The organism is Campylobacter estrildidarum (assembly GCF_005406205.1).
Lineage (GTDB): Bacteria > Campylobacterota > Campylobacteria > Campylobacterales > Campylobacteraceae > Campylobacter_D > Campylobacter_D estrildidarum.
Genome location: NZ_NXLZ01000015.1, coordinates 1 through 24,169 on the forward strand (window position 1 = coordinate 1; position 24,169 = coordinate 24,169).

Below are 24,169 nucleotides of genomic sequence, written 5' to 3' on the forward strand. Positions count from 1 at the left end.
TCCATCGCAAGATATTATCGGCTCTTCTTCGCTCTCCTTGCTGTAGCTGATTGAGTGCATTGATGTGCAAAAGCATTTGAGTTCGTTTTGTGTTAAAAACCATAGGCTGTTTGGACAATACTCGCATAGAGTTTCTTTCTTGGGCAACTTCTCTTCGGATAATTGATTTATTACCGAGCTCTTGTAAGACTCTCTGTCTATATTGTTTTGTATAATCTCTCTCATCATTTACTCCTTTCTTTTGTATAATCTTATATTTTTTCGTTGTTTTGGCTTTATTTATCTGTTTCAAATCTTTTTCTCTGCCTATTACTGATACGTCCCAAATAGGTTTTTTAAGTATTTTAGAAACTTCTTGCCATTTATTATTTATTTTAACTTTTTTTCTGATTTCATAATCTTCTTGTCCTACTATTTTAAATCTTGCATATTCACCCCTTAAAACTTTATTTTCTTTTATAACCCTTTCTAAATCTTGCCCCCAAATTGTAGTTATTCCTTTTTTGGTTTTATAACTTACATAATAACTTTTTTTAGCATTTTTATCTGTGCTAAATTGATAATTCGCTTCTCCAAAATCCATAATCTGATAGTAATGCATTTTTATTTTTGAAGTTTGATTAAGTTTATTATTTGTATTTAATTTGACTGAAAATTCTTGATTTATTTCTACTTCTCTTTGCTTTTTGCTTGTAGCTTTTGCTTCAACTCCTAACTCATTTAATGCTTTTGCAAATTCTGATCTTAAATTTGCCAAATCTGCTTTTTTTGGATTAATTCTTTTACCATTTTTATCTGCGACTTTCAAACAAATATGACAATGTGGATTATCTGTATCTCCGTGAAAAGCAAGGACAAAAAAATTATTTGGATACGATTTTTTTAAAGCAATAATTGCAGCTTGTTGTAATTTTTCTTTCGGTGTTGTAGAATGTTCTTTCATAGAAAAAACCATATTAATAGTATGTCTTTTTTCTTTAGCACCTTCTTTATATAATGGAATAGGAGCTCCTTCATTTTTAAAAATTCTTTTGACTTCTAAAATCTCATCTTTACCTATATATTTATCAAAATCACTGGTTATTAATTCTACATTTCCATCACGAGAAATATAATCGAGATGTTTTGAAAGTGCTTGAGAGTTTTTAGAACCTGAAGTAATTTTTACAACAACTTCTGTATTTTTTCTAAACATATTTTTACTAACAAGCTTACCTGTTTTTACATCTTTAGTATATTTATTTTTATTTTTATTGATATAATTTAGTGGTAATTTTGAAGCATTTTCTATTTTAGTAAAAACTTTTTTAGCAATTATTTCGTCATCAAATATTTTAACACTACGCGACATTAAATTCTTTCATTATTTTTTTCTATTATTATCCCAAGTTTATTAGACAATATATCAATTTTATCTCTAATATTATCGATTGATTTTTTTAAATTATTATCATTTATTTTTACAGAATTTCCACTTCTAAGAATTTTTAATAATTGATATATATTTTTACCTATTGTGTTAATTTCTGTTCTTGTTTTTATAAACTCATCTATTTCTATATTAGTAAAAAGTTTTTCATTTTTTATGGAGTTTAATAACAAAAATTTAGCTTGTTTAGTAATACTTGAAAATCCTGTTTTTTTAGAAATTTCTTTTAAAATATTTACTTCATTTTCTGTAAGTTTTAATTTAATTATTTTATTTTCATCGCTTGTATAAAATTTATTTTTAGATATTTCATCATTAATTTTATTTTTTTCATCTGTATCACAAGAATTAAATTTTTTTAATAAAATAGATATTATTCTACTATATGGTGCATTTGTTTTTGATTTTATATATTCTAAAATTGTTTTATCATCTTTACTAACTTTTATGACACAATTATTGTTTTTATTCATTCACAATTCCTTAGTGAGCCTCGCAGAGTTTCGCCTTTTATTTTTTTAAAAAGGTAACTTTTTAGGAAATAAAAGGCTATCCTGTAATTATTAAATTATTTAAATTGATTGGTATTCTACACTATTAAACTTTATAAAATATTAATATTATTTTGTAATAATAACATTTACAAAAATTATAAGGAGTTATTATGCTTAAAGAAAGCAAGTTAATAATAGAATTAAAGCGTGAGTATGATGAAAAATTAAAAAAATTACGCCAAAAAGAAAAAGAAAGTAAAGAGCGTATATATAAAAAACTTTCATCGGCATTGTTAAAAGACTTTGAAGAGAATAAAGATTTTAAAATTGAATTTAATTTATTGATAAAAAAATTTAATTGTAAAAATACTGAAAAAATTTTAGAAATAATAAATAACTTATATGATTTTAATCATAAAAATAATAAAATAAAAACTGCAAAAAAACAATAAAACAAAAAAATATTATAAGGGAATAAAAATGGAAAAAAATTATAAAATAAAAGTAACAGATGTAAGCGAACTTAATGAGCATTACAAAGAAGCTATACAAGAAGGAACTTACGAGGGAGAAGATGTAAATAAGTTTTTTGATACTATAAAAACTTTTGATGTTGCAGAAAGCTTATTGAAAAAAGATTTTTCAAATCAATATATTAAATTTGATATTATTACTGATAAAGAAAAAATACCATTAAATATAAGACTTGGAGATAAAAATTTTCAAAAAGGTATTGAACATTTAATTAATATTGGTAGCTCTAAATTAGTTAAAGAAAATATAAATCCAGAAGTAAAAAAAGATCTTAATAATCGACTTGGTATTTATAAGCCAAAAATATATGATGAAATGTTAGATGGAACTTTTAAAGCAATAAAAAATTTATCAGAAGTAGCAAATAAAGATGTAGGATTAATGATATTAGAATTTGCAAATTCTTACTCAGAAACTAGAGAAAAATTTGAAAAAAAACAAATTAATAAAATTGGCAAAAAATCATTTTTTAAAGAAAAAATGAATGAGTTTTTCAAAAAAAAACTAAATAAAATTTTGCCAGATAGAGAAATTAGCAATGAAAAAACATACTCACGATCAAGGTAAAAAATGAATTTTGATAATTTACTTTCTAAAACAAGACTAAAAAGGATACACAATGCCACAAAAAAGAATTTATCTTTATGTCCCATTTAAAGATAAAGAAAAAGTAAAATCATTAGGTGCGATGTGGGATGAAAAAGAAAAAAAATGGTTTGCTCCAAAAAGCTTAGATAAGAATATTTTTTCACAATGGCTTTATCCACACCAAAAAAAAGAATTTTTATTTGATGAAGGTGAGATTTTAACTACTTTTAAATCTGCTTTAGAAAATCAAGGTTTAATTATTGATGGCTTGCCTGTTATGGATGGTAAGATCCATAGAGTAAAAACCACAACAGATAGGGGTAGAGAAATGAGTGGGGCATATAGTGGATTTTTGGATGAATATCCTGCTGGTTTTATTCAAAATTTTAAAACAGGTATTAAAGAAAATTGGAAAATGCCTTTAGAGAATATAAGACAAAACATTGTAAGTTATCAAGCACCTAGCCCAAAAAACTTCAATAATTCTATAAGCAATAATACTAAACAAGATATTTTAGAACTTCAGAAAAAAACAGCATTAAAAATTGAAGAAGAATACAATCAAGCCAATTGGGCTCATTCAAATCATCCTTATTTAAAGAAAAAAGGTTTTGAAGAAAATTTTTATCTTAAGCAAGACAGCAGGGGGTCTTTACTCATTCCTTTAAAAGATGAAAATGGCAAGTTATGGTCTGTGCAAAGAATATTCCCAAATGGCGACAAGATTATTGGCATTATTAAAACCAAAGAAGAGAAAGAACAAGGTATCGAATATTCTGCAAAAAAAACTGGTTGTTTTCATATAATAGGTGCAAAAAGTTTAGAACATTGTAAAGAATTTATCATAGCAGAAGGTTTTGCCACTGCAGCAACCATACACAAAGCACTCAATAAACCTGTAATAATGGGTATAGATGCTGGAAATCTGCCGAAAATAGTTGAAATTTTAAAAGACAAATTTCAAAACATTCCTATTACTTTAATAGCTGATAATGATAAAAAAAGAGAATTAAAAGGATTATCAAACGTTGGTGTAGAAACTGTTAAAGACATTAAACAAAAGTTTTCAGATATTAAGGTTATTATTCCAAAAATTAGCGATCAAGAAGCAGAACAAGGAATAAGTGATTTTAATGATATTTTTTTAAATAAAGGGCTTAATGAAGTTAAAAAACAACTAAACTCTATTGATTTTCAAAACAAACTTAACACCTTTAAAAATCCTATAAAAACAATATCTGAAAAAGAAATAATAAGATAGTTTCATCAAAAATAAATAATTACCTCTTGTAATTATTTGTATAAAATTATATAATTTTAGTATTTAAAATTAATATTAGTAAATATTAGTATATAATAGTTACTATAAATATACAAAAGGAGTTTTATGAAAAATTTAATTAAACTAGGTTTATTGAGTGTAGTTACTGCTGGTGTTTTTTCTGCTTGTTCTTCAGAACCAAAAAGTGTAGAATATTATAAAGATCCAAAGAATGCCCAAGAATTAGAAGAAAAGGTTAAAGAGTGTAAAAAAGATCCTGAGTCTGAATTAAAAGATAAAGAATGTTTTAATGCTTATAAAGCACAATATTCTAAATCACTTGAAAAACTTCAAAATACAAAAATCACTGACGAAGAAGTAAAAAAATTTTTCAATCGATGATAAAAATTTAGAACTTTTCAATTTATCTTTAATTAGAACAAGGAATATTCAACTTAATCAATATTCCTTACTACTTTTTTTAAAATCTCTTTACGCTTTCTTATTCCCTTAAGAGTATCAAATAAACCTATTATCCCTATAATAAAAAAAATAAACATCAAAAAATAATCTCGAAAGAAAACTAGAATTTCATTATAAACAAAAAATTCAAAAACAAGAGTTAAGAAACTTATAAAACTTAAAATTGCTACAATTGCTAAATCAAAATATAACCTTTCTAGCTTATCAAGCTTAGAATAATTTAAATATTCAATAACCTTATATTTCATTGTCTCTTTTTTTCTACAATCAAAATCTTTATATCATATTAATTATATTATATTATTATAAAAAATCTATTTAAATTTCTAAATAGCAACCTCTCTTTTGGTGTTATTCAAAATCACAAAATGGTGATTTTAAGTAAAAGTTCAAAAATTTTAATTTTTGATTTACCTTATTTTAATATTATAAATTTAGTAAATTTAAGAATTTAGGAACCCTTACATTTAAGTCAATTAATCTTTTAAAGTCCCTATTTTCCATATATTATTTTCGTAAAAATGTCAAAAACCCTTACATTTAAGTCAAAAACCCTTACATTTAAGTCAATTTTATTTATAAATAATGAAAGTGTTTAACGATTTTTATTGACTTTAATGTAATAAACCCTTACATTTAAGTCAATTTTATTTATAAATAATGAAAATTTAGTGTATATTGACATAGGTGTAATAGTTTGGTATAATTTATTTTGAATTTTAAAAGATTTGTTACATTTAAGTCAATTACAGCAAGGAATCAAATGTTATTAAATATTATTATTGAAAAAGATCAAGATGGATATTTTGCACGTATTCTAGAACTTGAAGGTTGTGTTTCACAGGGTAATACTTATGAAGAGGCTTTGAGAAATATAAAAGAAGCTGGAGAGCTTTATTTAGAAAGCCTTAAAAATGAAGAAAAAAGAATTATTGAAAGTAAGATAACTTCAATTATTCCAATGGTTTTAGCAAATGCCTGAATTGCCAAGAATGACTGCAAAAGAAGCAGAAAAGCTTTTATTGCAAAATAATTTTTTTATCGATAGACAAAAAGGTAGTCATAGAATTTATAAAAAAGGACTTTATAGAATGGTTATTCCTCATCATAGTGGGGAAATCTTGCATCCTAAAATCATAAAACAACTCTTTGAAATTATTGAAGTAGCAAAGGATTAAAAATGCCTAAAAGAAATACTATTGATACTATTACACTTGGAATTTTTAGCGATGAGAATGTTTCTGTAATTTGCGAAGATACCATTAAACTAGAAAGAGGCTCTGTAGCTGTATTAAGTGGTAATAGTGAAGTAGGAAAATCTTTTTTAGCCCTAAAGGTTTGTGCAAATGCCATAAATGATGGCTTAAAACCTTTTTTTTGGAGTATAGAAGATAAAAATAAAGCAATTTTAGAACGTATTAAAAATGTAGAAAGTTTTTATTCTTTTAATACTGTAGAACTTGAATTTTCAAATGAACTTCCAAAGATTAATAAAGAACCTATAAGTAGTTTAAAAGAAGAGCTTAATGAATTGGCAGATTGTGATTTAATTGTTCTTGATACTTTTAGTGCATTTTTCTCAACATTAGGATTTAAAGATCAAAATAATCAAAATGATGTGCAAAATTTCTTTAATGTTCTAACTGATGTAGCTAAATTAAATAATCAAGCAATCTTATTGCTACATCACTTAGACAAAAAGGGTGAAAGTCTTATGGGTAGTTCTGTAATTATAAACGCTCCTAGATTGGTTTATAAACTCTCATTTGAAAAAGGGGAAGATAAAAGTTCTACTACCTATCGATTGCTTGAAGTTTTAAAAGATAATAACAATATTAACGCTGGAGAATTTCAAAAAACAATTAAAGTATTACAAAATTCTAGTATTGATGAGCCTTTAATTAAAAATATTAAAGCTAATAGTATTGATTCTAATACTTTAGAGATTATCAATAAACAAGATATATCCGCTGTAAGCGTTAATGAATTAGCAGAAGGATATGTAACAATGAATGAAAATAGGGGTGTTTTTTATTTAAGTTCGCGAAAACTTACGGATACTAATTTTTATAAAGTATTTAAAGAAAATGATAATAAAATAGATTTTGAAATGGTAGGTGCAAATGGCTCCTCTTATGCTATCAGTTTAAAGAATTCTTTGCTTACGCAAACACATAGAAATATTTTAGATGCTTTATTTTTATATATCAAAAAAAATGTAGATACAAATGTTATAAAAAAGTATCAAGAAAACTTCTGGGATATGGAAGTAAGACTAGAGCCTTATAAATTTTTAAAACAATATCTCAATAAAAATTCTAATAATTACTCTTGGTTAAAACAAAAATTTACGGAAATTTCTCGTTTCGCATACGATTTAGCTTTCACACAAAATATAGAGGATAAAGATAAAAAAACAATTACACAAAGAGATAAAGGCATTTTAATGTTTGATTCTGTAGAGCGTATCACAAAAGAAAATGGGACAATTGTATCTGTATTTGTGCTAACAGTTCGTAGAGAATATATTAAAAAACTTGAAACCGAGTCCACTCTTTCTTATGATGATGATTTATCAAAAATTCTTATTAATTTAAATTCTTTAGTTGCACAAGATCTAATAAGATTTTTAACAAGTTTTCCTGATAAAAAAATTCTTAGTTATAGTGAATTTTGCGAAATTAAAGCTTACAAATTTTATAAAGAAGGCTCTATTATCTCAAAACAAAAAAAAGAAATCATTAAATTAAAAGATAAGCTTATAGAATTTGGAATTAATGTATATGGAAAAGGTGTGGAATTTGCAAGTTATGATGATGAGTTTTTTTATAATAGATACAAAAATGAAAATGACTTATTTTTCATTTACCAAAGCAACAATAGAGTGAAAAGATATATTAAGCGTAATGATCCTATGAACCAATTAAACACCAAAAGCAATAAATTTATTTTAGAAAAATCTTTGTTTGATTAATATTTACAATCAAGGAGTGTTGTATGTTCGATGAGTGGGAATTAGAAAGACAAAGACAAATAAATTTGCAAAATCTCAGAAGAGAGGAAGAAGAAAGACTAAAAAAGCACGGAACATTAGAAGGAACTATGCTCGAAATAGTTTTTAATCTTATTGCACTTGCCATTAGTCTTGCCTTTATTATAGTCGTTACCACTTTGAAGTGGATTTTTTATTTCATTGTGTTTTTGCGTGCTAAATTTTTTATAAAATGGAATTGGTATGTTAAGGTAGAAAAAGCAGTAATATCAGCTTGTGCCACAATTTGTGCAGCACTTTTATATACAATATTTATCTTACCCATTATTTATCTTTTTAAATGGTGGGAACTATGGCTTGTAATTGGATTTATTTATTTAAACTATTGTTATGGAAAGGTTTAATCAATAAAAATTACAACGATAGAAAAATTGAGCGTTTTATTTTATTATAAAAATTTTTAGATTTTTCTTAAATAAAAATTTAGCTTCCTTTTAATTTTCGTTTCTTGATAAACCATAATAAACCATCATAGCTTTTTCCACTATCTCTATATAATAACTTCCAAATACTTTTAATAGATAAATCTTTATCAAGTAAGGTTTGTATCTTATCTATATCTTTATCATAAATACTACTCAATGAACCTTTAGGACGTCCTAGTTTTTTTCCGCTAGCCCTAGCATTTTCAAGTCCTGCTTTAGTTCTTTGACTTATCAAATCTCTTTCATTTTCTGCTAAGTAAGCATAAACTGATAAGATTAATTTAGAGGCAGGATTATTAAAATTACTAAGCTCCATTTGTCTCAAAAATAAGAATTTGATATTATTAGAATTAAACTCTAGCACTAAATTAATTATTTCTAGCATACTTCTACCGAGTCTTGAAAGTTCTGTTGCTATTAATAAATCACCTGCTTTTAGTTTTTGTTTTAAATCTTTAATTTTTCTTTTTTCTTGAGATTTTGTAGAACTTATTTTTACTTCCAAGATTTCATCTAAAATGATATTATTTTTGTGGCAATATTCCATAATCTCTAACTTTTGAGAATCTAATTCTTGTTTATTTGTTGATACTCTTATATATGCTATATTCATCGTTCTATTATTAATCCATAAGATTTTCTAGTATTATCAAAATATTTTTTAATTCATCGTAAATTTTAGTAAAAAATAACTGATACTTAAATAAAAGCTTTTGCATAATATTAATTTAATTATAAAACTAAATTTAATTTATTTATTAAATACAAATTTAAGACAGAAATAAAACGCTCAATTTTTTAACGAAAGGATATGAATGAAAAAAGTCTTATTGTTGTTAATTTTAATTATTCCTGTCTTAGCATTTGGGGCAGGTGGGATTGATAAGGTCAATACATTTATGGAAAATCTAAGTTCCGCATTATATGCACTTGGTGCTGTTTTGCTTACAATTGCATTTATGTGGGGTGGTTCCAAAATTATGTTTCAAGGACAAACTCTTAGAGAAGTTGCACCTATTTTTATCGGTGGCGTTATTTTTGGATCAGCTTCAGCAATAGCTGGTTATATCATTACATAAAAATTAGGATAAAAAATGCAGAAAAATCCACTTTTCAAAGGCCTAACACGTCCCCCTATGATTTTTGGTGTTCCAATGACGCCTTTTGTTATAGCAATGGGAAGTATCATTTTAATCGCATTTTATAGTCGAAACATTTTCTTAGTCGGCTTTTCTATTCCCGTATTTTTTATTATGAAGGCAATGACAAAAAGAGATGACTTTATTTTTCGATTAATGTTTTTGAAAATGAGATTTTTCTCCAACCCTGCCTCTAAGAATTATTATAAGGTTAAAACCTATAGCACAAACTCTTATAGACAAATGCCAAAAAATTCTAATTTTCCAAAAATATCTGTTTTCGGACTTAATGCAGAACCTAATTTTGAAAAGCTAATCCCTTTTTCATCACTCATAGATGATTCTGTAGTGATTACAAAAGATTATTTTCTGATGACAACTTGGGAAATTAATGGTATTAGCTTTGAAGCAGAGGAAGACGATGAATTAGATATTAAAAATGATCTTTTGAATATGTTATTTAAATCTTTTGCAAATGAACCTGTAAGTTTTTATTTTCACAATTGTAGATATTCTATTGAAGATAAATTAACTTCAAAATTTAACAATGCTTTTTTGGAAGAAATTGACAGAAGATACTATGAAAGTTTTAAACAAGGAACTCTTAGAAAAAATTCTTTGTATTTAACATTAATTTTCAATCCTTTAAAAGTTAAAATAGAAAAAACAACTTTTATAAAAAGTTCTTTTGAAAATAAAAGAAAAACAATTAGTATGTTTCTAGCTAAATTTAGCGAATTTACTGATAGATTGGAAGCAAATATTAAAGATTTTAATCCAAAAAGATTAAAAACATATTCCAAAGATGATAAAACATACTCTCAACAATTAGAATTTTATAATTATTTGCTTGGTGGCAAATTTAATCCTATAAGAGTATTACCAAGTCCTATAGATCAATATTTAAATGGTAACTTACAAAATATACAATTTGGGCACGATACTATTCAACTTAATAGCAATAATGGCACAAAAAGATTTGCAAGATGTATTGAAATTAAAGATTATACAAGTGAAACTTTTGCAGGAATTTTAGATATTTTGATGTATTTAGACGTAGAATATATTATAACTCAAAGTTTTTCACCTATTCCTAGAGTGGATGCGAAATCAGCAATCTCTAAACAAAAGAAACAACTCATTGCAACTGAAGATGATGGATATTCACAAGTAGAGCAAATTGACGAGGCTTTAGATCAACTTACAAATGGAGAAATTTCTTTTGGAAAATATCATTTTTCAATTCTTGTATATGGAAACACCGTAAAAGAGTGTAAAGATAATGCAAATCGCGTTATTACTGAAATGAATGGATTAGGCTTTGGTGTAACTTTAGCAACAATTGCTTTACCTGCGACATTTTTTTCGCAATTACCATCAAACTTTGCAATACGCCCACGTATTAATCTTATCTCATCAATCAATTATTCATCGCTAATTGGTTTGCATAACTTTTCTATAGGAAAAAGAGATAAAAATTGCTGGGGCGATGCCGTTAGCGTTCTTAAAACACCAAACAAACAACCTTATTATTTCAATTTTCATCAGAACTCTGGTCCAAACAAAAATGATTTTGGAGAATTATTTTTAGCAAATACTTTGATTTTGGGTCAAAGTGGTGGTGGTAAAACCGTGTTTATGAACTTTATTGTAGATCAAATGCTTAAATATGCAAATAAAGACACTTTTCCTGATGATATTCCTGAAAAAAATAGAAAATTTACGGCAGTATATTTAGATAAGGACAAAGGTGCTTTAGGTAACATTCTTTGTGCTGGTGGTAGATATATTAGTATTGAAAATGGTAAGCCTACTGGTTTTAATCCTTTTATGGTTGAAAGCACACAAGAAAACATAAGACAACTTCAATCTCTAATAAAACTTTTAGTAACTAGAAATAATGAAATTCTTACAACTAGGGAAGAAGAAATGCTTAACAATGCCGTTAATTCTGTTATGAAAGGCTTTGAAAAAGAAGAAAGAAAATATCCTATTTCTTTATTACTTGAAAATTTAACTGAGAATGTCGATGATGATAATTCCCTTAAGTCAAGATTAGCACTTTTTAAAAAAGGCAAACAATTTGGCTGGGTTTTTGATAATGAATTTGACAATTTAGATTTTCCTGATGATATTAATTTGTTTGGAATTGATGGCACAGAATTTTTAGATGATAAAGATGTATCAGGAATACTTAGCTATTACATTCTTTGGCGTGTAATGTCTTTAGCAGACGGCAGAAGACTTTGTATTGATATTGATGAAGCTTGGAAGTGGCTAGAAAATGAAATTGTGCAAGAAGAAGTTAAAAACAAATTTAAAACCATTCGAAAGCAAAACGGATTTTTAAGACTTGCTACGCAAAGTATAGAGGACTTTTTAAAACTCAAAAATGCAACAACACTTATAGAACAATCAGCAACAATGATATTTTTACCAAATCCAAAAGCCAAAGAAGAAGAGTATGTAAATGGAATAGGTTTAAGCTACGATGAATATATGATCATTAAAGGTTTTAAACCCTCTAAAAGACAATTTTTAATTAAAAGGCAAGATGAAAAAGTAATTTGCACTCTTGATCTTAGTTCTTTGGGTAATGAAAATTTAAAAATATTATCAACTGGAACAGCACATATAGACACTATAGAAAAGATTTTTTCACAAGAAAATAAAAATCTTGATGAAAAAGTAGCAGAGTTAAAAGAGTTTTATAAAAACTCATAGGAGAAAAAAGTGGGCGATATAAATGCAATTAATATCAATAATCAAAAGGTTAGTTTTGAAAATAAAAATAATCAAATCTTTTGCACTAGTATTGATGTGGCTAAGGTTTTTGGGAAAAGACATTTTCACGTTTTAAGAGATATCGAAAATATTTTGAAAGACCTAAGAGAAATAGGGGATTTGAAATACGCATCCAATTTTGGATTGGTTAAATATAAAGATTTAAAAGGAGAACTTAGAACAGCTTATCAAATATCTCGTGATGGATTCTCTCTTTTAGCAATGAGATTTACAGGTAAGAGATCTTTACGATTTAAAATCGCTTTTATTAATGCTTTTAATGAAATGGAAAAACTTTTAAGAAATGAAATCAAAAGTCCTAATAAATATTTGACAGATTTAATGGAAATAATCTATCCCAAATTACCTAAAAACGATTATAAGGTTAGTGTGATTATCACAGATAATCCCTATTCTAAAGAAGCTAAAAATATTTTTTCTTTAAACTATCTTGTCGATAATCGCACACCAAAAGATCCAAAGAGGTTAAAATGAGCGATAAAGAACTCCAAAAAGAAATATTAGCTTTAGAAAATGAAGTTAAACAACTTGAAACAACTATCAATGCAATTAAACAAAGAATTGTCAATCTTAAAGATATTGCTTGGGATAGACAATCTAAAAAAGAAAGTTCCCAAATGTATAAAGTGTTAAAAGAAAATAAAACACATACAATGGTTAAAAGCAATGTAGGAGATATTAAAGTAGATAAAGATTTTATGGATAAAGAAATTAAAAAGCATTTAGATAATCCAAAATTAAGAGGAATGGTTACTACACAAGAAATGCTTTCATTCCCTAAGGTAGCTAAGAATGTGGAGGCTAGCAACGAAGCAAGAGGCTATACTTGGCAAGTAAAAGCAAACGATGAAAATATTTTAGTTTATGGAAGTAGAAAATACGAAACTAATAACGAAAAAATTCATAGGTTAGCAACAAGTCATAGTAAAACAGAGAAAAATGAAAGACAAGCGGAAGTGGGTGGGCGTAGTCATCCCCACCATCCCATATTTAATGACTTCAATTTTCGCAAATCCGCTGAAAAAATTATACCACAACAAAACAAATCTACAAATGATTTTAAAACAAAATTTAAAGAATTTAACACCAAAAAAACAAATGTGGTTAAACCTATAAATAAGGAGTTCAAAAGATGAAAAAATATTACATCAATAAAAAGGAGTTAAACAATGAATAATGTAAATTTAATCGGATACTTAGGAAAAGATTTTGAAGTAGGCACTACAAATAGCGGAAAGCTTTATGCAAAAAATTCTCTTGCTATTACTAAGCGATGGAAAAATGAAAAAGGCAATGAAGAAAGTAGCACAACTTGGATACCTATTGTTTTATTTGGTAAAAGTGCAGAAAGTGCTTCAACTCATATTAAAAAAGGGGCACAGTTTGCGTGTAGTGGAGAATTATCCTCTAATCAATATCAAGATGAAGATGGAAATACTAAAACAATATTAAGTGTGATTGTATCCAAATTTTATTGGCTTGGTAAGAAAGATAAAGATGACAACAAAACACAAACACCGCAAGTTCCGCCGAAAGAACCAGATATTAATTATGAAAACACAAATATAGAATCTGAAGAAGCACAAGTATTTTAAGGCTAAGGACAAAAATAGATCTTTACAAAAAACAAAAAAATTATTTCAAAGGTAACAAAATGAAAAAAAATATTTTTAATACAAATGTAGCCACAAGGAAATCTCACCCCCATAAAAATGGGGCAAAGCTAATAAGCCTTGACTATAATTATACAAAGGAGTATAATTATAATAATGAGATTCATACAACTCAATTTCATCACCTCCTTTCGGAGTGTAAATTAAGCCACAAGGGTGCGAACCTTGTGGCAAACACCCCAAAAAATTATATCCAAAAATTTAAAAAATCTATCTTTATTTTTGTCTCTTTATTAATCTTACCTAGCTTAGTATTTAGTGCTGGTATTCCTGTGGTAGATATAACCGCTAATGAACAAATGGCTACACAAAACGCCAAAGAAATAGCAGAATGGGTTAAACAAGCTTCAAGATGGACTGAAACCGTATCACATTATCAAAAACAAATACAAGCTTACAAAGATGAACTTTTATCAAAAACAGGTGTAAGAGATTCTGTATCTTTTTTAAAAGATATCCAACAAATTTATTCAGACTTTGCAGAAGCTGGAGAAAATATTCAATCTTTTTATAACGATGTTTTAAGAGATCCGAAAAGCTTTTTAAGCGATAAAGGCAATGAAATCTTTGGAAAATATACAAGCTTTGACAGGTGTGATTTTGATTATATGAGCCAAAATGAAAAAAACATTTGTAGAATTAATCTTATCACTTATGCAGCACAAGTAGAAACTTATAATCAAGCTTCAAAACAAATGGATACCATAAGCCAAACACTTAAAAAATTGCAAGATAAATTAATCAATTCAAAAGATATAAAAGAAAGCACAGACGTGGGTAATGCAATTCAATTGGAAGTGGCAAAAATTCAAATGGTTAAAGGACAAGTAGAATTAGCAAATGCAAGTTATGAAAATCAAAGAAATATAAAAATAGATCAGGCTATGCAAGAGTATTCTAAGTCATCAAAAGAACTTCAAAATACAAAAATCACTGACGAAGAAGTATCAACATATTTTAAAAGAGATAAAAAATAATGAATTTTTTTCAAATTTTAAGCGAAAGCATACAGCAAATCGTTGATACTATTAGAAAAGTAGGCACAAATGATAAGATTGCTGAACTTAGCGTGTTATTTTCTATCATAATAACTTTAGTCATTATGTATAAAGGTTATGAAGTATTAATGGGTAGAAGTCAAAGTCCTATTAGAGAGCTTACTTGGGATATAGTAGGAAAGCTTTGTGCCATTACCTTTGCTTTAAATTTAGGCGGTTGGTTAGATTTAACGATTTCAGCAATGGATGGATTGTATGAATGGGCTGGAGGTGGTTCACAAGTGTATAAAAATTTAGACGAAATGTTTTCAAGCACTGCACAATTAGCGAATGCAATTTGGAATAAGACAAGTGGTATTGGAGATTCTATTTTAGCAATTGTGGCAATGATACTTTGTTATATAGGTTTTGCTGTTGCGACAGTTCCGACACTTGCTATCTATGTTGTTACTACTTTTACACAAACTTTGCTTGTAATCACTGCCCCTATAGTATTTTGGCTTTTAATTTTTAAAGCTACTAAAAATGTTTTCACTCAATACATAGGACTTTTACTTTCAAATACTTTAGTTATTTTACTTGTAGGTTTATTTTTAGGGGTTTTTATAAAAGAAATAAATGGGTGGATTTCTCTATTATCAAATAAAATTCAATCTGGAACTGAAGTATTAGGCATAAGTATGTTCTTTGTCATCGCTTCTTTAATACTAGTAATTATGATCCTTTCTGCAAAACTCTATGCTGAAAAAATAGCAAATGTATCGATGGAAGGTGCAATGGGTGGAGCAATAAACTCCGTCTTAAACCCTGTTGGAAGGTTAGCAGGTTGGACTGGAGGTAAAACTGCAGGAAAAGCTGTAAATGCAGCAAAAGTCGGTGGAAAATTATTAGGTAAAGGTGTAGGGGCTAGTATTAAAGGTGCTAAAGGTGGTTATAGTTTTGCGAAAAAAATGTATGAAAGGGCTAGAAATGCGAACTAAATTAATTTTCATTTTGTTATTTGGTGTTTTATTTTTTAGTGCTTGTAGCACTAAAAATCAGAGTAAATATGATTATATTTTTAATGATCAAACAGGATGGACTCCTGTTAATACTCAAAACAAAGATTTAAAAGGAATTGTGAATGAAAAATGACTTTAATACTGCAATAGACTATGAAGCAAGTTTTAGATATTTAATCGAACAAAGTAACAAAAGAGCTTGGTTAATTGCTTTTATTTCTATTTTTATAGCCATTATTTCTGTTATTGCAGTTGTTTTACTTACTCCATTAAAAACCGTAGAACCTTATGTAATAAGAGTGGATAATACTACAGGGATGGTAGATATTCTAACTATACTTGATGAAAAAGAAATTAAATCAAATGAGGCATTAGATAAATATTTTATTAGCACTTATGTTAAGGCTCGAGAAGGCTATTATTATGATCTTTTAAATCAAGATTATTTGCTTACTCAATTGATGAGTTCTGAAAAGGTGGCAAATGAATATAGAGCTTGGTATGAAGGTGATAATGCAAGAGATCAAATCTTAAAAAATTTTAATGAAGTCAGTGTGCAAATTTTAAGTATTGTTTTAAGTGAAAGTAACGGAGTTAAAACTGCTACAGTCAGAGCAATTATTACAACAAAAAATTTGAATTCTCAGGCAACAACTCAAACTACAAAAGTAATAACATTAAGCTATGACTATATTTTGGCAAAAGCTAGTGAAGGAAACAGAATTTTAAATCCTTTAGGATTTAAAGTATTAACTTATAGAATAGATGACGAGGTGCAGAAAAAATGAGAAAATTATTAACAATTTTATTTTTAAATTCAATTCTTTGGGGTTTAAATATCCCAAAGCCTTCAAAATATGATCCAAGAATTACTTATGCCATTTTTAATGCAAATGATGTATTTCAAATTAATGCAAAAAATGGCTATGTTAGCGTTTTAGAATTTGGAAAAGATGAGCGTATTATAAACACGGCAACAGGTTTTGCAGAAGGTTGGGACTTAATAGAAAAAGATAATCTTTTATTTATAAAACCAAAAGCTTATAAAACACAATTAATTCAACAAGATGAAAATAGCACTATGGAAGATAGCCAAACCTCTCAAGAATTTGTAGTTGATCCTAATCCACGTGATTGGAAAACAAACTTAATTGTTACAACAAATCTTAATTTTTATGTTTTTGATTTAGTTCTTGCAAATTCAAATAAAAAAACTACTTATAAGCTTAGCTTTTCTTATCCGGAAAAAGATTTAAAACGTGCTCAACAAATATTAAATTTACAAGAAGAACAAAATATTAAAGATACTTTAAATAAAAATACTATTCCTAGAAATTGGGATTTTTATATGAAAATTAATAAAGGTAGTGAAGATATAAGCCCAAATTTTGCTTATGATGATGGTGTTTTTACATATTTAGGATTTGATAATACTAAAACCTTTCCTGCTGTTTTTATGTATCAAAATGGCAAAGAAAGTATCTTAAATACACATATTAAAAAAGATGGAAATTATGATGTTTTAGTTATACATAAAATTAGTAAGCAAATACTTTTAAGAAGTGGCGATAAAGTGGTTGGTATTTTTAATCGTGGTTATGCAAAAAATCCTTTAGATAAAACAAGGGAAACCTCTAACGAAAATATAAAAAGAGAAATAAAGAAAAAATAGGAAGCAAGTATGCAAGATAAAGAACAAGATAATTTAGACAATGATTTTGAAAATCACACAAGCGATTTAAGTAATCAAAAAAATCATCTTAGAAAAATACAAGCTTATGCAATTTTTTCTGTGGGCGGATTATTATTAATTGTAATATTAGTCTATTTTTTAAAATCATTTTTAAGTAGCAATACAACTACTGAAGAAACAAAAAAAGAAGATAATAAAGATTTAGCACAAAGCGTTAAAACAAAGGAATTTATTGCACCGCCACCACAAAAAACATTTGATGAATTAATTGCACAAGAACCTGCAAAACCAACGCAAAATATAATATTTGAACCTAAGTCTCCAAAACCTAGAATTGTAAAAGGTGCTGGAGTTACTGTTATTGCTTCATCTGGTAGTAATGGTGGATTTGGAAATAATGGCAACTCAGGAAACGGGGTAGAATTTGGAGAAAAACCTAACACAGTGTTTGAATTTGGGCAAAATGGTGCAGGTGCTTTACAAAACTCTAATAACTCACAAAGTGGTGGAGATTTTGTAGGCGAAGTTTTCAGTCCATCAATTGCTAAAGTTAGCGAATTTGATCAAAATTTACTTTTACCTAAAGGAACTTATATAGGTTGTGCTTTAAAAACGAAACTAGTAAGCTCTATTAAAGGCGGAATTGCTTGTATTGTATCAAACGATGTTTATTCTGCAAATGGCAATACTCTTTTAATTGAAAAAGGTAGCACGATTACTGGAACTTTTAATACTGGACAAATGGACGATGGTATGGACAGACTTTTTGTCATTTGGCAAGAAATTAGAACACCAAACAATATCATCATACCTGTATATTCAGGAGCTACTGATGAACTAGGTGCAAGTGGCATTCAGGGTTGGGTGGATCATCACTATTTAAAAAGATTTGGCTCTGCTGTCTTATTATCAATGATAGATGATTCTCTTGCTATTTTAGCAGATCAAATTACAGGCAAAGATAACAAAACTAACTATGCTGATTACACTGAAAACACAAGGGATTCTGCAAAAGAAATTGCAAACACTGCACTAGAAAAAATGATTGATATAAAACCTACACTTTATAAAAATCAAGGTGATTTAGTTGGTGTTTATGTTAATCGCGATATTGATTTTTCAAAAGTTTATAAACTAATAAGGAAAAAGAATGTCAATAACGCTAGATAAATATACTCAAAAATTTTTTGGAGAATTTTTAAAAGATAATAATATCAATGAAATCTGCTATAACGGCGATAATAAAATTTGGGTGCAAAACTCCAAAGGACTATGGGAATCTGTAGATACCGAACTTGATTTTGAACAAGCTGGACATTTTGCAACCGCTTCAGCATCTTTTAAAAAAGATAAAATAGATGTATCACGCCCTATTCTTAGTTGTATTTTAGTGGGTGGAGAACGTATGCAAATTGTTATTCCGCCCGCTACTAAAAGTGATCATATTTCAATTACCATCAGAAAACCAAGCAAAACTAGATTTAAAATGGAAGATCATATTAAAAGCGGACTTTTTGAAGATTTAAACCCTGATGATAAGAATAAAATCAAGCCAAGTGATGAAGAATTAATTAAATTGTATAAAGCAAGGGATTATCAAAATTTCATTTCTAAAGCTGTCAGTTATGGTAAAAATATTATCATTGCTGGTGAAACTGGCAGTGGTAAAACTACTTTTATGAAAACTCTTATCGATTTTATAAGCCTTGATGACAGGATTATCACAATAGAAGATGTCGAAGAAATCAAATTTTACGAACACAAAAATTTTGTGCAATTATTTTATCCTAGCGAAGCAAAAAGCACAGATTTTTTAAATTCTGCAACGCTTTTAAAATCTTGTCTGAGAATGAAACCTGATAGAATTTTATTAGCGGAGCTTAGAGGTGCTGAAACTTATGATTTTATCAATGTTTTAGCTAGTGGTCACGGTGGAAGTATCACAAGTTGCCACGCAGGAAGCCCTGAAGAAACATTTACTCGACTTGCCTTAATGACTTTACAAAATCCACAAGGTCAATGCATACCTTTTGAAATTATCCAAAAAACGCTTAAAGATTTAATAGATATTGTCGTGCATATCCACGCTCATCACGGAAAAAGGCGTATCAGTGGAATTTATTTTAAAGAGATAGAGAATATGAAAAAGGATTTTAATGAGCGATAAAGAATTAGAAATTTTTGAACTTTGTGAAAGATTATCAGAGCTTTTAGGAGATAAAGAAGCAATTGCTGATTTGAAAACTTTACAAGAACGTCATCCTGAAATGTTTGAGAATAAAGAGCAGGTTGCAAATTTAATTAAAAAGGTTGTTAGCGATCCTGAAATTATAATCAACAATCCAACTCCAAAAAGTGAAAAAGATTATATAGCAGGGAAAAAACTTAATGAAGAAAAAATGGGTGAAGTAGGTATCCGTAAAGATGAAAATATCAACAAAATTTTTCACGCTAATGAAAAAAGATTAAAAAACTTAGATTTAATGGCTAAAAAAGATGTAGTAGCTGATGGTAGGGACGCCCACACCCCCTACACTCAAGCCCAAAGTCTTGACGGGCGACTGGTTCAAAAGAACATTTCATCAGCTGTTAATAAAATTATACCACAAAAAGACAAATCTACAAATGATTTTAAAACAAAATTGGAAGAATTTAACGCCAAAAATAAGAACTATACTCAAACTAAAGAAAAGGAGTTAAAACGATGAGTAAACCTATAATTATTAACAATCAAATAAAGGATAAAAATGAATATTTCTTTAAAAAATCTAAATAAAAAGATATAACATTGGAGCCACAAATGCAAAATAATAAAAATATTCAAGTTATTTTTCTTATTGTAGCTAGTTTCATTTTCACATACTTACTAACACCTGTTGTTTTTTTCTTTTTAAATAAAGTGAAAATCATAAAAGCGATTGAAATTTATAATATCAATTTTACTCTACAAGCAATTACTAATAATTACCCAAAAATATGGCTTTCTTTAGGTATTACTTTTGGTATTTGTTTTCTTATATTTTCTATTTTGGTGTTATCTTTAAAAGCCAAAAAATCTCAATTTGGTGAATCTAGATTTGCAAATTTTAATGAGATTAAAAAAATGAATTTATTTGGTAATAAAGGCATTATTATCGGTAAATACAAAAAAAAGTTACTAAGATTTGATGGACAGCAATTTGTAGCTTTAGGAGCTCCTACAAGAAGCGGTAAGGGCGTAGGTATAGTTATTCCAAACTTATTAGAATGGCAAGAAAGTGCTGTAGTGCAAGACATTAAACAAGAATGTTTTGACTATACAAGCAAATATAGAAAAGAGATTTTAGAACAAGAAGTTTATTTGTTTAATCCATTTTCAAGACAAACACATCGCTATAACCCTTTAACCTATATTGATATGAGCGATAAAGAACATTGTGATAGTCAATTAATGGACTTAGCTAATATACTTTATCCACTTGACGGAGATTCTACATCGAAATTTTTTAATGGCTTAGCACAAAACCTATTTATAGGACTTTGCTATATGTGGAGAGATTTAGAATTAACCGACAATGGAAAAGATTTTCAAAGTGAGTTTAATGTAGATGTAGGAAAATTTAACTTTTACAATATTTTACAACTCTCAAAAGGTTTTTCACTCAAAAATGAAAATCAAACTTTAAAAGGTTTTGATGATACTTATAATTTTTTAGTCTATTGTGAAATCTTAGATGAAGCAACTATAAGGCGTTTAGAAAGCTATTTTAATATTAATTCAGACGCCACTAAATCAGGTGTAATGAGTTCTTTTAACGCTCCACTTGTTCCATTTGAAAGCGAAACGTTAAGATTAAGCACAGAAACAAGTGATTTTGATTTGAGAGATTTACGTAAAAAGAAAATGACAATTTATATAGGAATTACGCCTGATCAATTAGCAAATGCACAATTTATTTTAAATATTTTCTGGTCGCAACTTATTTTATTAAACACCAAAGAATTGCCACAAAGTAATAAAGACTTAAAATATGCTTGTTTAATGGTTATGGATGAATTCACTGCACCTGGTAGAATTCCTATTTATCAATCTGCAATAAGTTTTATGGCTGGATATTGGTTACGCTCTTTGATGATTTATCAATCTAATTCACAGCTTGAAACACAACCGCCTTTAGGCTATGGTAAAGAAGGTGCTAAGACACTCTTAACAAATCACGCTTGTCAAATTTTTTACGCACCAAGAGAACAAGAAGACGCAGAGGCTATTTCTAGAATTTTAGGAAATACTACTTTTAAAACAAGTTCAAGAAGTATTAATTCAGGTGGCAATGGTGGCGGATCAAGAAGCATTAGTGAAGCAAGTAGAGCCTTAATGTTACCACAAGAACTTAGAGAAATGCCTTTTGAAAATGAACTCATTACTATTGATAGTGGCAAACCTATTTTATGCAACAAAGCGTTTTATTATTCTGATTCTTATTTTATGGATAAATTTAAATCCGTTTCAAAAAGTTTATCAACAATAAAAAGAATCCCTTCACGCAAACAATTAGAAAACGCTATCTTAAAAGGGGAATGTAAAATTCAAATTCAAATTATAGGAGAAAATAATGACAAAAAAATCGCTTAGTAGTTTAGCCTTTATGGCTTTTGTAATAGTAGGATGTTCGGCTCCTAAACCAATGGAACTAGATAATAGTTCTGCTTTGGCTGTCAATAATTCTATTTTAGAAAAAAAATATAATTTTGTCCCTAAAGATCCTTATTTGAGTGGATTTAATTGGACTTATCATATTGTAGTGGAGAAAAAAACAATTAATGATGATTTCATTAAAAATGATCTTATCACTAAAACTTTTTTGCTCGCTCATAATGCTACAAGAATTATTTTAGTAGGTAGAGAAGATTTGATCGAACAATATAAGCAGTATTTTAAAAAAAATCAAGTTTTAGCACCTATTGAATTACAACCTGTAGATCCGATAGAGGAAGACTTTAACAAAGTTAATATTTTATTTTTTAACAAAACTAATTTTTAAAAGGAGAAAAAATGAAAAAAACATTACTACCATTCTTTATTTTTGGTGCAATAAGTAGCGTAAATGCTTTAAATTTAGAAACGCTTACAGGTGATACTAAATTATCTTGTGAAGCCCTACTTTGTTTGGCAAGTCCTATTAAACCACCTGAATGTGGTCCTGCATTGGCTAGATATTTTGGAATAGATGCAAGACATTGGAGTGACGTTATTACTAAAAGACGTAATTTTTTAAATTTATGTCCTACAGATGATCAAAAAGATCCTGAATTATCTAAATATAAAAATGAAATTTTAGTTAATTTAGATGGTGAATGCTCCACGGATTCCTTAAATAAAAGAATTGAAAAGACTATATTAAGAACAGAAACTATTTGCACTTCAAATGGAGCAGGAAATGGAAGCACTTGCAAAGATGTTTCATATTATGGATATAGAATAAATCCACAACTTACAAATTCTTGTAAGCTTTTAGCTTCATCCAAATATACAGATTACCATTTAAAATATACTTGCAATAGTAAATTTTACGAAAAAAAGGATTGGGATAATGGGTATGAGTTAAAAGAAATATCACAAGAAATCTATAATGCTTTACCTGTTTCACAAAGAGAACAAGGAGAGAAATTAACTCCTATAAGTTATGTGGAATTTGTTAGATTACCTGCTAATAAAAGAAAACAGGAAGGATTTCGCAAATATTATAGAATTGATATTGGTTATTATCAAAAAATAGTTATCAAAAAAGATTGTTGGATAAATGAGAAATAAAAATGAATGAAATTAACCCTGAAGAAAACGATCTTTTTGAACTTGAATGTGTCAATGATGAAAATAACTCAAAAAATATAGTTGCACAAAACTATAATGAGTTATTAGAAAAGTTTGAAAATCTTATAAAGGTGATTATTGCCAAAATTAATATTGGCAAACAAAACTCACAAAACAATACAGAAGATGGTATTTTTAAAGATTTAGAAAGTAATATTATAGAGCTAGATAACACTTTTCTAGCGATTATTTCTTACTTTAAAAATCCGCCTAGCGATGAAGAGAAAGAAATTATCAATAAAACAGCTTCCATTAAAAAAACAATGGAAGATTTTGCAGAATTTGCTAATAATATTGAAAAAATATCGTTGGACGATAAACTTAAAAAATATAACGAACAAATTAGCAAATTTTGCGAGATAGTAGAATATAAACTTTCTCATAACGCAAAAAATTATAATACTTTTCTTGATCGCTTTGTCGAAGATGGAAAACAAAAATTGAATATATTTTCAGAAATTTTTATAAAAATGACAAAAAATGCTAAATGGTATCTTATATTTTTTAGTTTTACATCTATTGGAATAGGCATAATACTTGGTATTTTAATACTTCTTACCTATACGAAATATTCAGAATATGACAAATTAAGAGAAAGAATAAATACAATCACTCAAGGTTTAGCTACTATCTCTGTTAATGAAGATAATAAAAGCTTCACCTTGAGCTTTGCAAAAAACAAAAAAACTATTTTTAATGAGAATAAAAATGGTATTCAAATCACACTACAAGGAGGTGAATGA

29 protein-coding genes are annotated in these 24,169 nt (G+C 27.7%); 25 read left to right on the plus strand and 4 right to left on the minus strand.

Going from position 1 to position 24,169, the window contains the following annotated elements; genetic code table 11:
* Nucleotides 1–1,351, minus strand: a 1,351-nt coding sequence (mobP1, locus tag CQA69_RS07675; protein WP_137621198.1) for a MobP1 family relaxase, incomplete at its 3' end; no start/stop codon positions are given.
* Nucleotides 1,351–1,902 (minus strand): hypothetical protein, encoded by a 552-nt coding sequence (locus CQA69_RS07680; protein WP_137621199.1) that lies wholly within the window; start codon nucleotides 1,900–1,902, stop codon nucleotides 1,351–1,353. The genes CQA69_RS07680 and mobP1, both read right to left, overlap by 1 nt.
* Before the next feature lie 191 nt (nucleotides 1,903–2,093).
* Between CQA69_RS07680 and CQA69_RS07685 the strand changes: the two genes are divergently transcribed.
* From CQA69_RS07685 to CQA69_RS07700, 4 genes are all read left to right on the plus strand, one after another.
* Nucleotides 2,094–2,375: a hypothetical protein gene (locus CQA69_RS07685; RefSeq protein WP_137621200.1), complete on the plus strand. Its 282-nt coding sequence runs from the start codon at nucleotides 2,094–2,096 to the stop codon at nucleotides 2,373–2,375.
* A 28-nt stretch (nucleotides 2,376–2,403) separates the two neighbouring features.
* Nucleotides 2,404–3,024, plus strand: a complete 621-nt coding sequence (locus CQA69_RS07690) for an NTPase (RefSeq protein ID WP_137621201.1) — start codon at nucleotides 2,404–2,406, stop codon at nucleotides 3,022–3,024.
* Nucleotides 3,025–3,076: 52 nt separating this feature from the next.
* Nucleotides 3,077–4,306 carry a DUF5710 domain-containing protein gene (locus CQA69_RS07695; RefSeq protein WP_137621202.1) on the plus strand — a complete coding sequence of 410 codons (1,230 nt, stop codon included), beginning with the start codon at nucleotides 3,077–3,079 and terminating at the stop codon, nucleotides 4,304–4,306.
* Between the two features lie 126 nt (nucleotides 4,307–4,432).
* Entirely contained in the window at nucleotides 4,433–4,708 is a 276-nt protein-coding gene (locus CQA69_RS07700; protein ID WP_137621203.1) for an EexN family lipoprotein, read from the plus strand.
* Between the two features lie 53 nt (nucleotides 4,709–4,761).
* Here CQA69_RS07700 and CQA69_RS07705 read toward each other — a convergent pair whose 3' ends face one another.
* Nucleotides 4,762–5,037 (minus strand): hypothetical protein, encoded by a 276-nt coding sequence (locus tag CQA69_RS07705; protein ID WP_137621204.1) that lies wholly within the window; start codon nucleotides 5,035–5,037, stop codon nucleotides 4,762–4,764.
* Nucleotides 5,038–5,552: 515 nt separating this feature from the next.
* On the opposite strand from CQA69_RS07705, the gene CQA69_RS07710 reads away from it, so the two are divergent.
* The 4 genes from CQA69_RS07710 to CQA69_RS07725 are packed head-to-tail and all read left to right on the plus strand — an operon-like array spanning nucleotide 5,553 to nucleotide 8,185.
* A complete protein-coding gene (locus CQA69_RS07710) occupies nucleotides 5,553–5,771 on the plus strand; it encodes a type II toxin-antitoxin system HicB family antitoxin (protein WP_137621205.1) in 219 nt (72 codons plus the stop codon).
* The gene (locus CQA69_RS07715) at nucleotides 5,764–5,967 is read left to right on the plus strand and encodes a type II toxin-antitoxin system HicA family toxin (protein ID WP_137621206.1); all 204 of its coding nucleotides are present in this window, start codon (nucleotides 5,764–5,766) and stop codon (nucleotides 5,965–5,967) included. The genes CQA69_RS07710 and CQA69_RS07715 overlap by 8 nt, the downstream gene beginning before the upstream one ends.
* 2 nt (nucleotides 5,968–5,969) lie before the next feature.
* The gene (locus CQA69_RS07720; protein WP_137621207.1) at nucleotides 5,970–7,763 is read left to right on the plus strand and encodes an AAA family ATPase; all 1,794 of its coding nucleotides are present in this window, start codon (nucleotides 5,970–5,972) and stop codon (nucleotides 7,761–7,763) included.
* A 23-nt stretch (nucleotides 7,764–7,786) separates the two neighbouring features.
* Nucleotides 7,787–8,185: a hypothetical protein gene (locus CQA69_RS07725; protein ID WP_137621208.1), complete on the plus strand. Its 399-nt coding sequence runs from the start codon at nucleotides 7,787–7,789 to the stop codon at nucleotides 8,183–8,185.
* A gap of 79 nt (nucleotides 8,186–8,264) precedes the next feature.
* On the opposite strand, the gene CQA69_RS07730 is transcribed toward CQA69_RS07725, so the two are convergent.
* Complete coding sequence (locus tag CQA69_RS07730) at nucleotides 8,265–8,879, minus strand: recombinase family protein (protein ID WP_137621209.1); 615 nt, start codon at nucleotides 8,877–8,879, stop codon at nucleotides 8,265–8,267.
* A gap of 202 nt (nucleotides 8,880–9,081) precedes the next feature.
* Between CQA69_RS07730 and CQA69_RS07735 the strand changes: the two genes are divergently transcribed.
* The 17 genes from CQA69_RS07735 to CQA69_RS07810 all read left to right on the plus strand — a co-directional run bounded on the left by CQA69_RS07735 (nucleotide 9,082) and on the right by CQA69_RS07810 (nucleotide 24,169).
* Complete coding sequence (locus CQA69_RS07735) at nucleotides 9,082–9,345, plus strand: TrbC/VirB2 family protein (RefSeq protein WP_137621210.1); 264 nt, start codon at nucleotides 9,082–9,084, stop codon at nucleotides 9,343–9,345.
* 15 nt (nucleotides 9,346–9,360) lie between these two features.
* Entirely contained in the window at nucleotides 9,361–12,129 is a 2,769-nt protein-coding gene (locus CQA69_RS07740) for a VirB4 family type IV secretion/conjugal transfer ATPase (RefSeq protein ID WP_137621211.1), read from the plus strand.
* 9 nt (nucleotides 12,130–12,138) lie between these two features.
* On the plus strand, nucleotides 12,139–12,684 hold the full coding sequence (locus CQA69_RS07745; RefSeq protein ID WP_137621212.1) for a Rha family transcriptional regulator: 546 nt from the start codon (nucleotides 12,139–12,141) through the stop codon (nucleotides 12,682–12,684).
* Entirely contained in the window at nucleotides 12,681–13,346 is a 666-nt protein-coding gene (locus CQA69_RS07750; protein WP_137621213.1) for a hypothetical protein, read from the plus strand. Before CQA69_RS07745 ends, CQA69_RS07750 begins: the two co-directional genes overlap by 4 nt.
* Before the next feature lie 33 nt (nucleotides 13,347–13,379).
* Nucleotides 13,380–13,805 (plus strand): single-stranded DNA-binding protein, encoded by a 426-nt coding sequence (locus tag CQA69_RS07755; RefSeq protein ID WP_137621214.1) that lies wholly within the window; start codon nucleotides 13,380–13,382, stop codon nucleotides 13,803–13,805.
* A gap of 59 nt (nucleotides 13,806–13,864) precedes the next feature.
* Nucleotides 13,865–14,860, plus strand: a complete 996-nt coding sequence (locus CQA69_RS07760; protein ID WP_137621215.1) for a type IV secretion system protein — start codon at nucleotides 13,865–13,867, stop codon at nucleotides 14,858–14,860.
* Nucleotides 14,860–15,861 (plus strand): type IV secretion system protein, encoded by a 1,002-nt coding sequence (locus tag CQA69_RS07765; protein WP_137621216.1) that lies wholly within the window; start codon nucleotides 14,860–14,862, stop codon nucleotides 15,859–15,861. Before CQA69_RS07760 ends, CQA69_RS07765 begins: the two co-directional genes overlap by 1 nt.
* Complete coding sequence (locus tag CQA69_RS09000; protein WP_170999734.1) at nucleotides 15,851–16,015, plus strand: hypothetical protein; 165 nt, start codon at nucleotides 15,851–15,853, stop codon at nucleotides 16,013–16,015. Before CQA69_RS07765 ends, CQA69_RS09000 begins: the two co-directional genes overlap by 11 nt.
* A complete protein-coding gene (locus tag CQA69_RS07770; protein ID WP_137621217.1) occupies nucleotides 16,005–16,670 on the plus strand; it encodes a virB8 family protein in 666 nt (221 codons plus the stop codon). The genes CQA69_RS09000 and CQA69_RS07770 overlap by 11 nt, the downstream gene beginning before the upstream one ends.
* A complete protein-coding gene (gene virB9 / locus CQA69_RS07775) occupies nucleotides 16,667–17,554 on the plus strand; it encodes a P-type conjugative transfer protein VirB9 (RefSeq protein WP_137621218.1) in 888 nt (295 codons plus the stop codon). The genes CQA69_RS07770 and virB9 overlap by 4 nt, the downstream gene beginning before the upstream one ends.
* Nucleotides 17,555–17,563: 9 nt before the next feature.
* Nucleotides 17,564–18,745, plus strand: coding sequence for a type IV secretion system protein VirB10 (gene virB10, locus CQA69_RS07780; RefSeq protein ID WP_137621219.1), 1,182 nt, complete (start codon nucleotides 17,564–17,566; stop codon nucleotides 18,743–18,745).
* The gene (virB11, locus tag CQA69_RS07785) at nucleotides 18,726–19,742 is read left to right on the plus strand and encodes a P-type DNA transfer ATPase VirB11 (RefSeq protein ID WP_137621220.1); all 1,017 of its coding nucleotides are present in this window, start codon (nucleotides 18,726–18,728) and stop codon (nucleotides 19,740–19,742) included. Before virB10 ends, virB11 begins: the two co-directional genes overlap by 20 nt.
* A complete protein-coding gene (locus CQA69_RS07790; protein ID WP_137621221.1) occupies nucleotides 19,732–20,283 on the plus strand; it encodes a hypothetical protein in 552 nt (183 codons plus the stop codon). The genes virB11 and CQA69_RS07790 overlap by 11 nt, the downstream gene beginning before the upstream one ends.
* Nucleotides 20,284–20,375: 92 nt before the next feature.
* Nucleotides 20,376–22,187: a type IV secretory system conjugative DNA transfer family protein gene (locus CQA69_RS07795; RefSeq protein ID WP_137621222.1), complete on the plus strand. Its 1,812-nt coding sequence runs from the start codon at nucleotides 20,376–20,378 to the stop codon at nucleotides 22,185–22,187.
* Nucleotides 22,168–22,596 (plus strand): cag pathogenicity island Cag12 family protein, encoded by a 429-nt coding sequence (locus CQA69_RS07800; RefSeq protein ID WP_137621223.1) that lies wholly within the window; start codon nucleotides 22,168–22,170, stop codon nucleotides 22,594–22,596. Before CQA69_RS07795 ends, CQA69_RS07800 begins: the two co-directional genes overlap by 20 nt.
* An 11-nt stretch (nucleotides 22,597–22,607) precedes the next feature.
* Nucleotides 22,608–23,366: a TrbM/KikA/MpfK family conjugal transfer protein gene (locus CQA69_RS07805; protein ID WP_137621224.1), complete on the plus strand. Its 759-nt coding sequence runs from the start codon at nucleotides 22,608–22,610 to the stop codon at nucleotides 23,364–23,366.
* A gap of 2 nt (nucleotides 23,367–23,368) precedes the next feature.
* Nucleotides 23,369–24,169, plus strand: a complete 801-nt coding sequence (locus CQA69_RS07810) for a hypothetical protein (protein ID WP_137621225.1) — start codon at nucleotides 23,369–23,371, stop codon at nucleotides 24,167–24,169.

Excerpts from the sequence above, each read along its gene's own strand:
- CQA69_RS07685 (WP_137621200.1), top strand. The coding sequence starts at position 2,094 with ATGCTTAAAGAAAGCAAGTTAATAATAGAATTAAAGCGTGAGTATGAT.
- CQA69_RS07680 (WP_137621199.1), bottom strand. The coding sequence starts at position 1,902 with ATGAATAAAAACAATAATTGTGTCATAAAAGTTAGTAAAGATGATAAA.
- virB11 (WP_137621220.1), top strand. The coding sequence starts at position 18,726 with ATGTCAATAACGCTAGATAAATATACTCAAAAATTTTTTGGAGAATTT.
- CQA69_RS07700 (WP_137621203.1), top strand. The coding sequence starts at position 4,433 with ATGAAAAATTTAATTAAACTAGGTTTATTGAGTGTAGTTACTGCTGGT.
- CQA69_RS07800 (WP_137621223.1), top strand. The coding sequence starts at position 22,168 with ATGACAAAAAAATCGCTTAGTAGTTTAGCCTTTATGGCTTTTGTAATA.
- CQA69_RS07810 (WP_137621225.1), top strand. The coding sequence starts at position 23,369 with ATGAATGAAATTAACCCTGAAGAAAACGATCTTTTTGAACTTGAATGT.
- CQA69_RS07795 (WP_137621222.1), top strand. The coding sequence starts at position 20,376 with ATGCAAAATAATAAAAATATTCAAGTTATTTTTCTTATTGTAGCTAGT.
- virB9 (WP_137621218.1), top strand. The coding sequence starts at position 16,667 with ATGAGAAAATTATTAACAATTTTATTTTTAAATTCAATTCTTTGGGGT.
- virB10 (WP_137621219.1), top strand. The coding sequence starts at position 17,564 with ATGCAAGATAAAGAACAAGATAATTTAGACAATGATTTTGAAAATCAC.
- CQA69_RS07740 (WP_137621211.1), top strand. The coding sequence starts at position 9,361 with ATGCAGAAAAATCCACTTTTCAAAGGCCTAACACGTCCCCCTATGATT.
- CQA69_RS07715 (WP_137621206.1), top strand. The coding sequence starts at position 5,764 with ATGCCTGAATTGCCAAGAATGACTGCAAAAGAAGCAGAAAAGCTTTTA.
- CQA69_RS07735 (WP_137621210.1), top strand. The coding sequence starts at position 9,082 with ATGAAAAAAGTCTTATTGTTGTTAATTTTAATTATTCCTGTCTTAGCA.
- CQA69_RS07765 (WP_137621216.1), top strand. The coding sequence starts at position 14,860 with ATGAATTTTTTTCAAATTTTAAGCGAAAGCATACAGCAAATCGTTGAT.
- CQA69_RS07710 (WP_137621205.1), top strand. The coding sequence starts at position 5,553 with ATGTTATTAAATATTATTATTGAAAAAGATCAAGATGGATATTTTGCA.
- CQA69_RS07695 (WP_137621202.1), top strand. The coding sequence starts at position 3,077 with ATGCCACAAAAAAGAATTTATCTTTATGTCCCATTTAAAGATAAAGAA.
- CQA69_RS07755 (WP_137621214.1), top strand. The coding sequence starts at position 13,380 with ATGAATAATGTAAATTTAATCGGATACTTAGGAAAAGATTTTGAAGTA.
- CQA69_RS07725 (WP_137621208.1), top strand. The coding sequence starts at position 7,787 with ATGTTCGATGAGTGGGAATTAGAAAGACAAAGACAAATAAATTTGCAA.
- CQA69_RS07790 (WP_137621221.1), top strand. The coding sequence starts at position 19,732 with ATGAGCGATAAAGAATTAGAAATTTTTGAACTTTGTGAAAGATTATCA.
- CQA69_RS07690 (WP_137621201.1), top strand. The coding sequence starts at position 2,404 with ATGGAAAAAAATTATAAAATAAAAGTAACAGATGTAAGCGAACTTAAT.
- CQA69_RS07760 (WP_137621215.1), top strand. The coding sequence starts at position 13,865 with ATGAAAAAAAATATTTTTAATACAAATGTAGCCACAAGGAAATCTCAC.
- CQA69_RS09000 (WP_170999734.1), top strand. The coding sequence starts at position 15,851 with ATGCGAACTAAATTAATTTTCATTTTGTTATTTGGTGTTTTATTTTTT.
- CQA69_RS07750 (WP_137621213.1), top strand. The coding sequence starts at position 12,681 with ATGAGCGATAAAGAACTCCAAAAAGAAATATTAGCTTTAGAAAATGAA.
- CQA69_RS07770 (WP_137621217.1), top strand. The coding sequence starts at position 16,005 with ATGAAAAATGACTTTAATACTGCAATAGACTATGAAGCAAGTTTTAGA.
- CQA69_RS07730 (WP_137621209.1), bottom strand. The coding sequence starts at position 8,879 with ATGAATATAGCATATATAAGAGTATCAACAAATAAACAAGAATTAGAT.
- CQA69_RS07805 (WP_137621224.1), top strand. The coding sequence starts at position 22,608 with ATGAAAAAAACATTACTACCATTCTTTATTTTTGGTGCAATAAGTAGC.
- CQA69_RS07705 (WP_137621204.1), bottom strand. The coding sequence starts at position 5,037 with ATGAAATATAAGGTTATTGAATATTTAAATTATTCTAAGCTTGATAAG.
- CQA69_RS07720 (WP_137621207.1), top strand. The coding sequence starts at position 5,970 with ATGCCTAAAAGAAATACTATTGATACTATTACACTTGGAATTTTTAGC.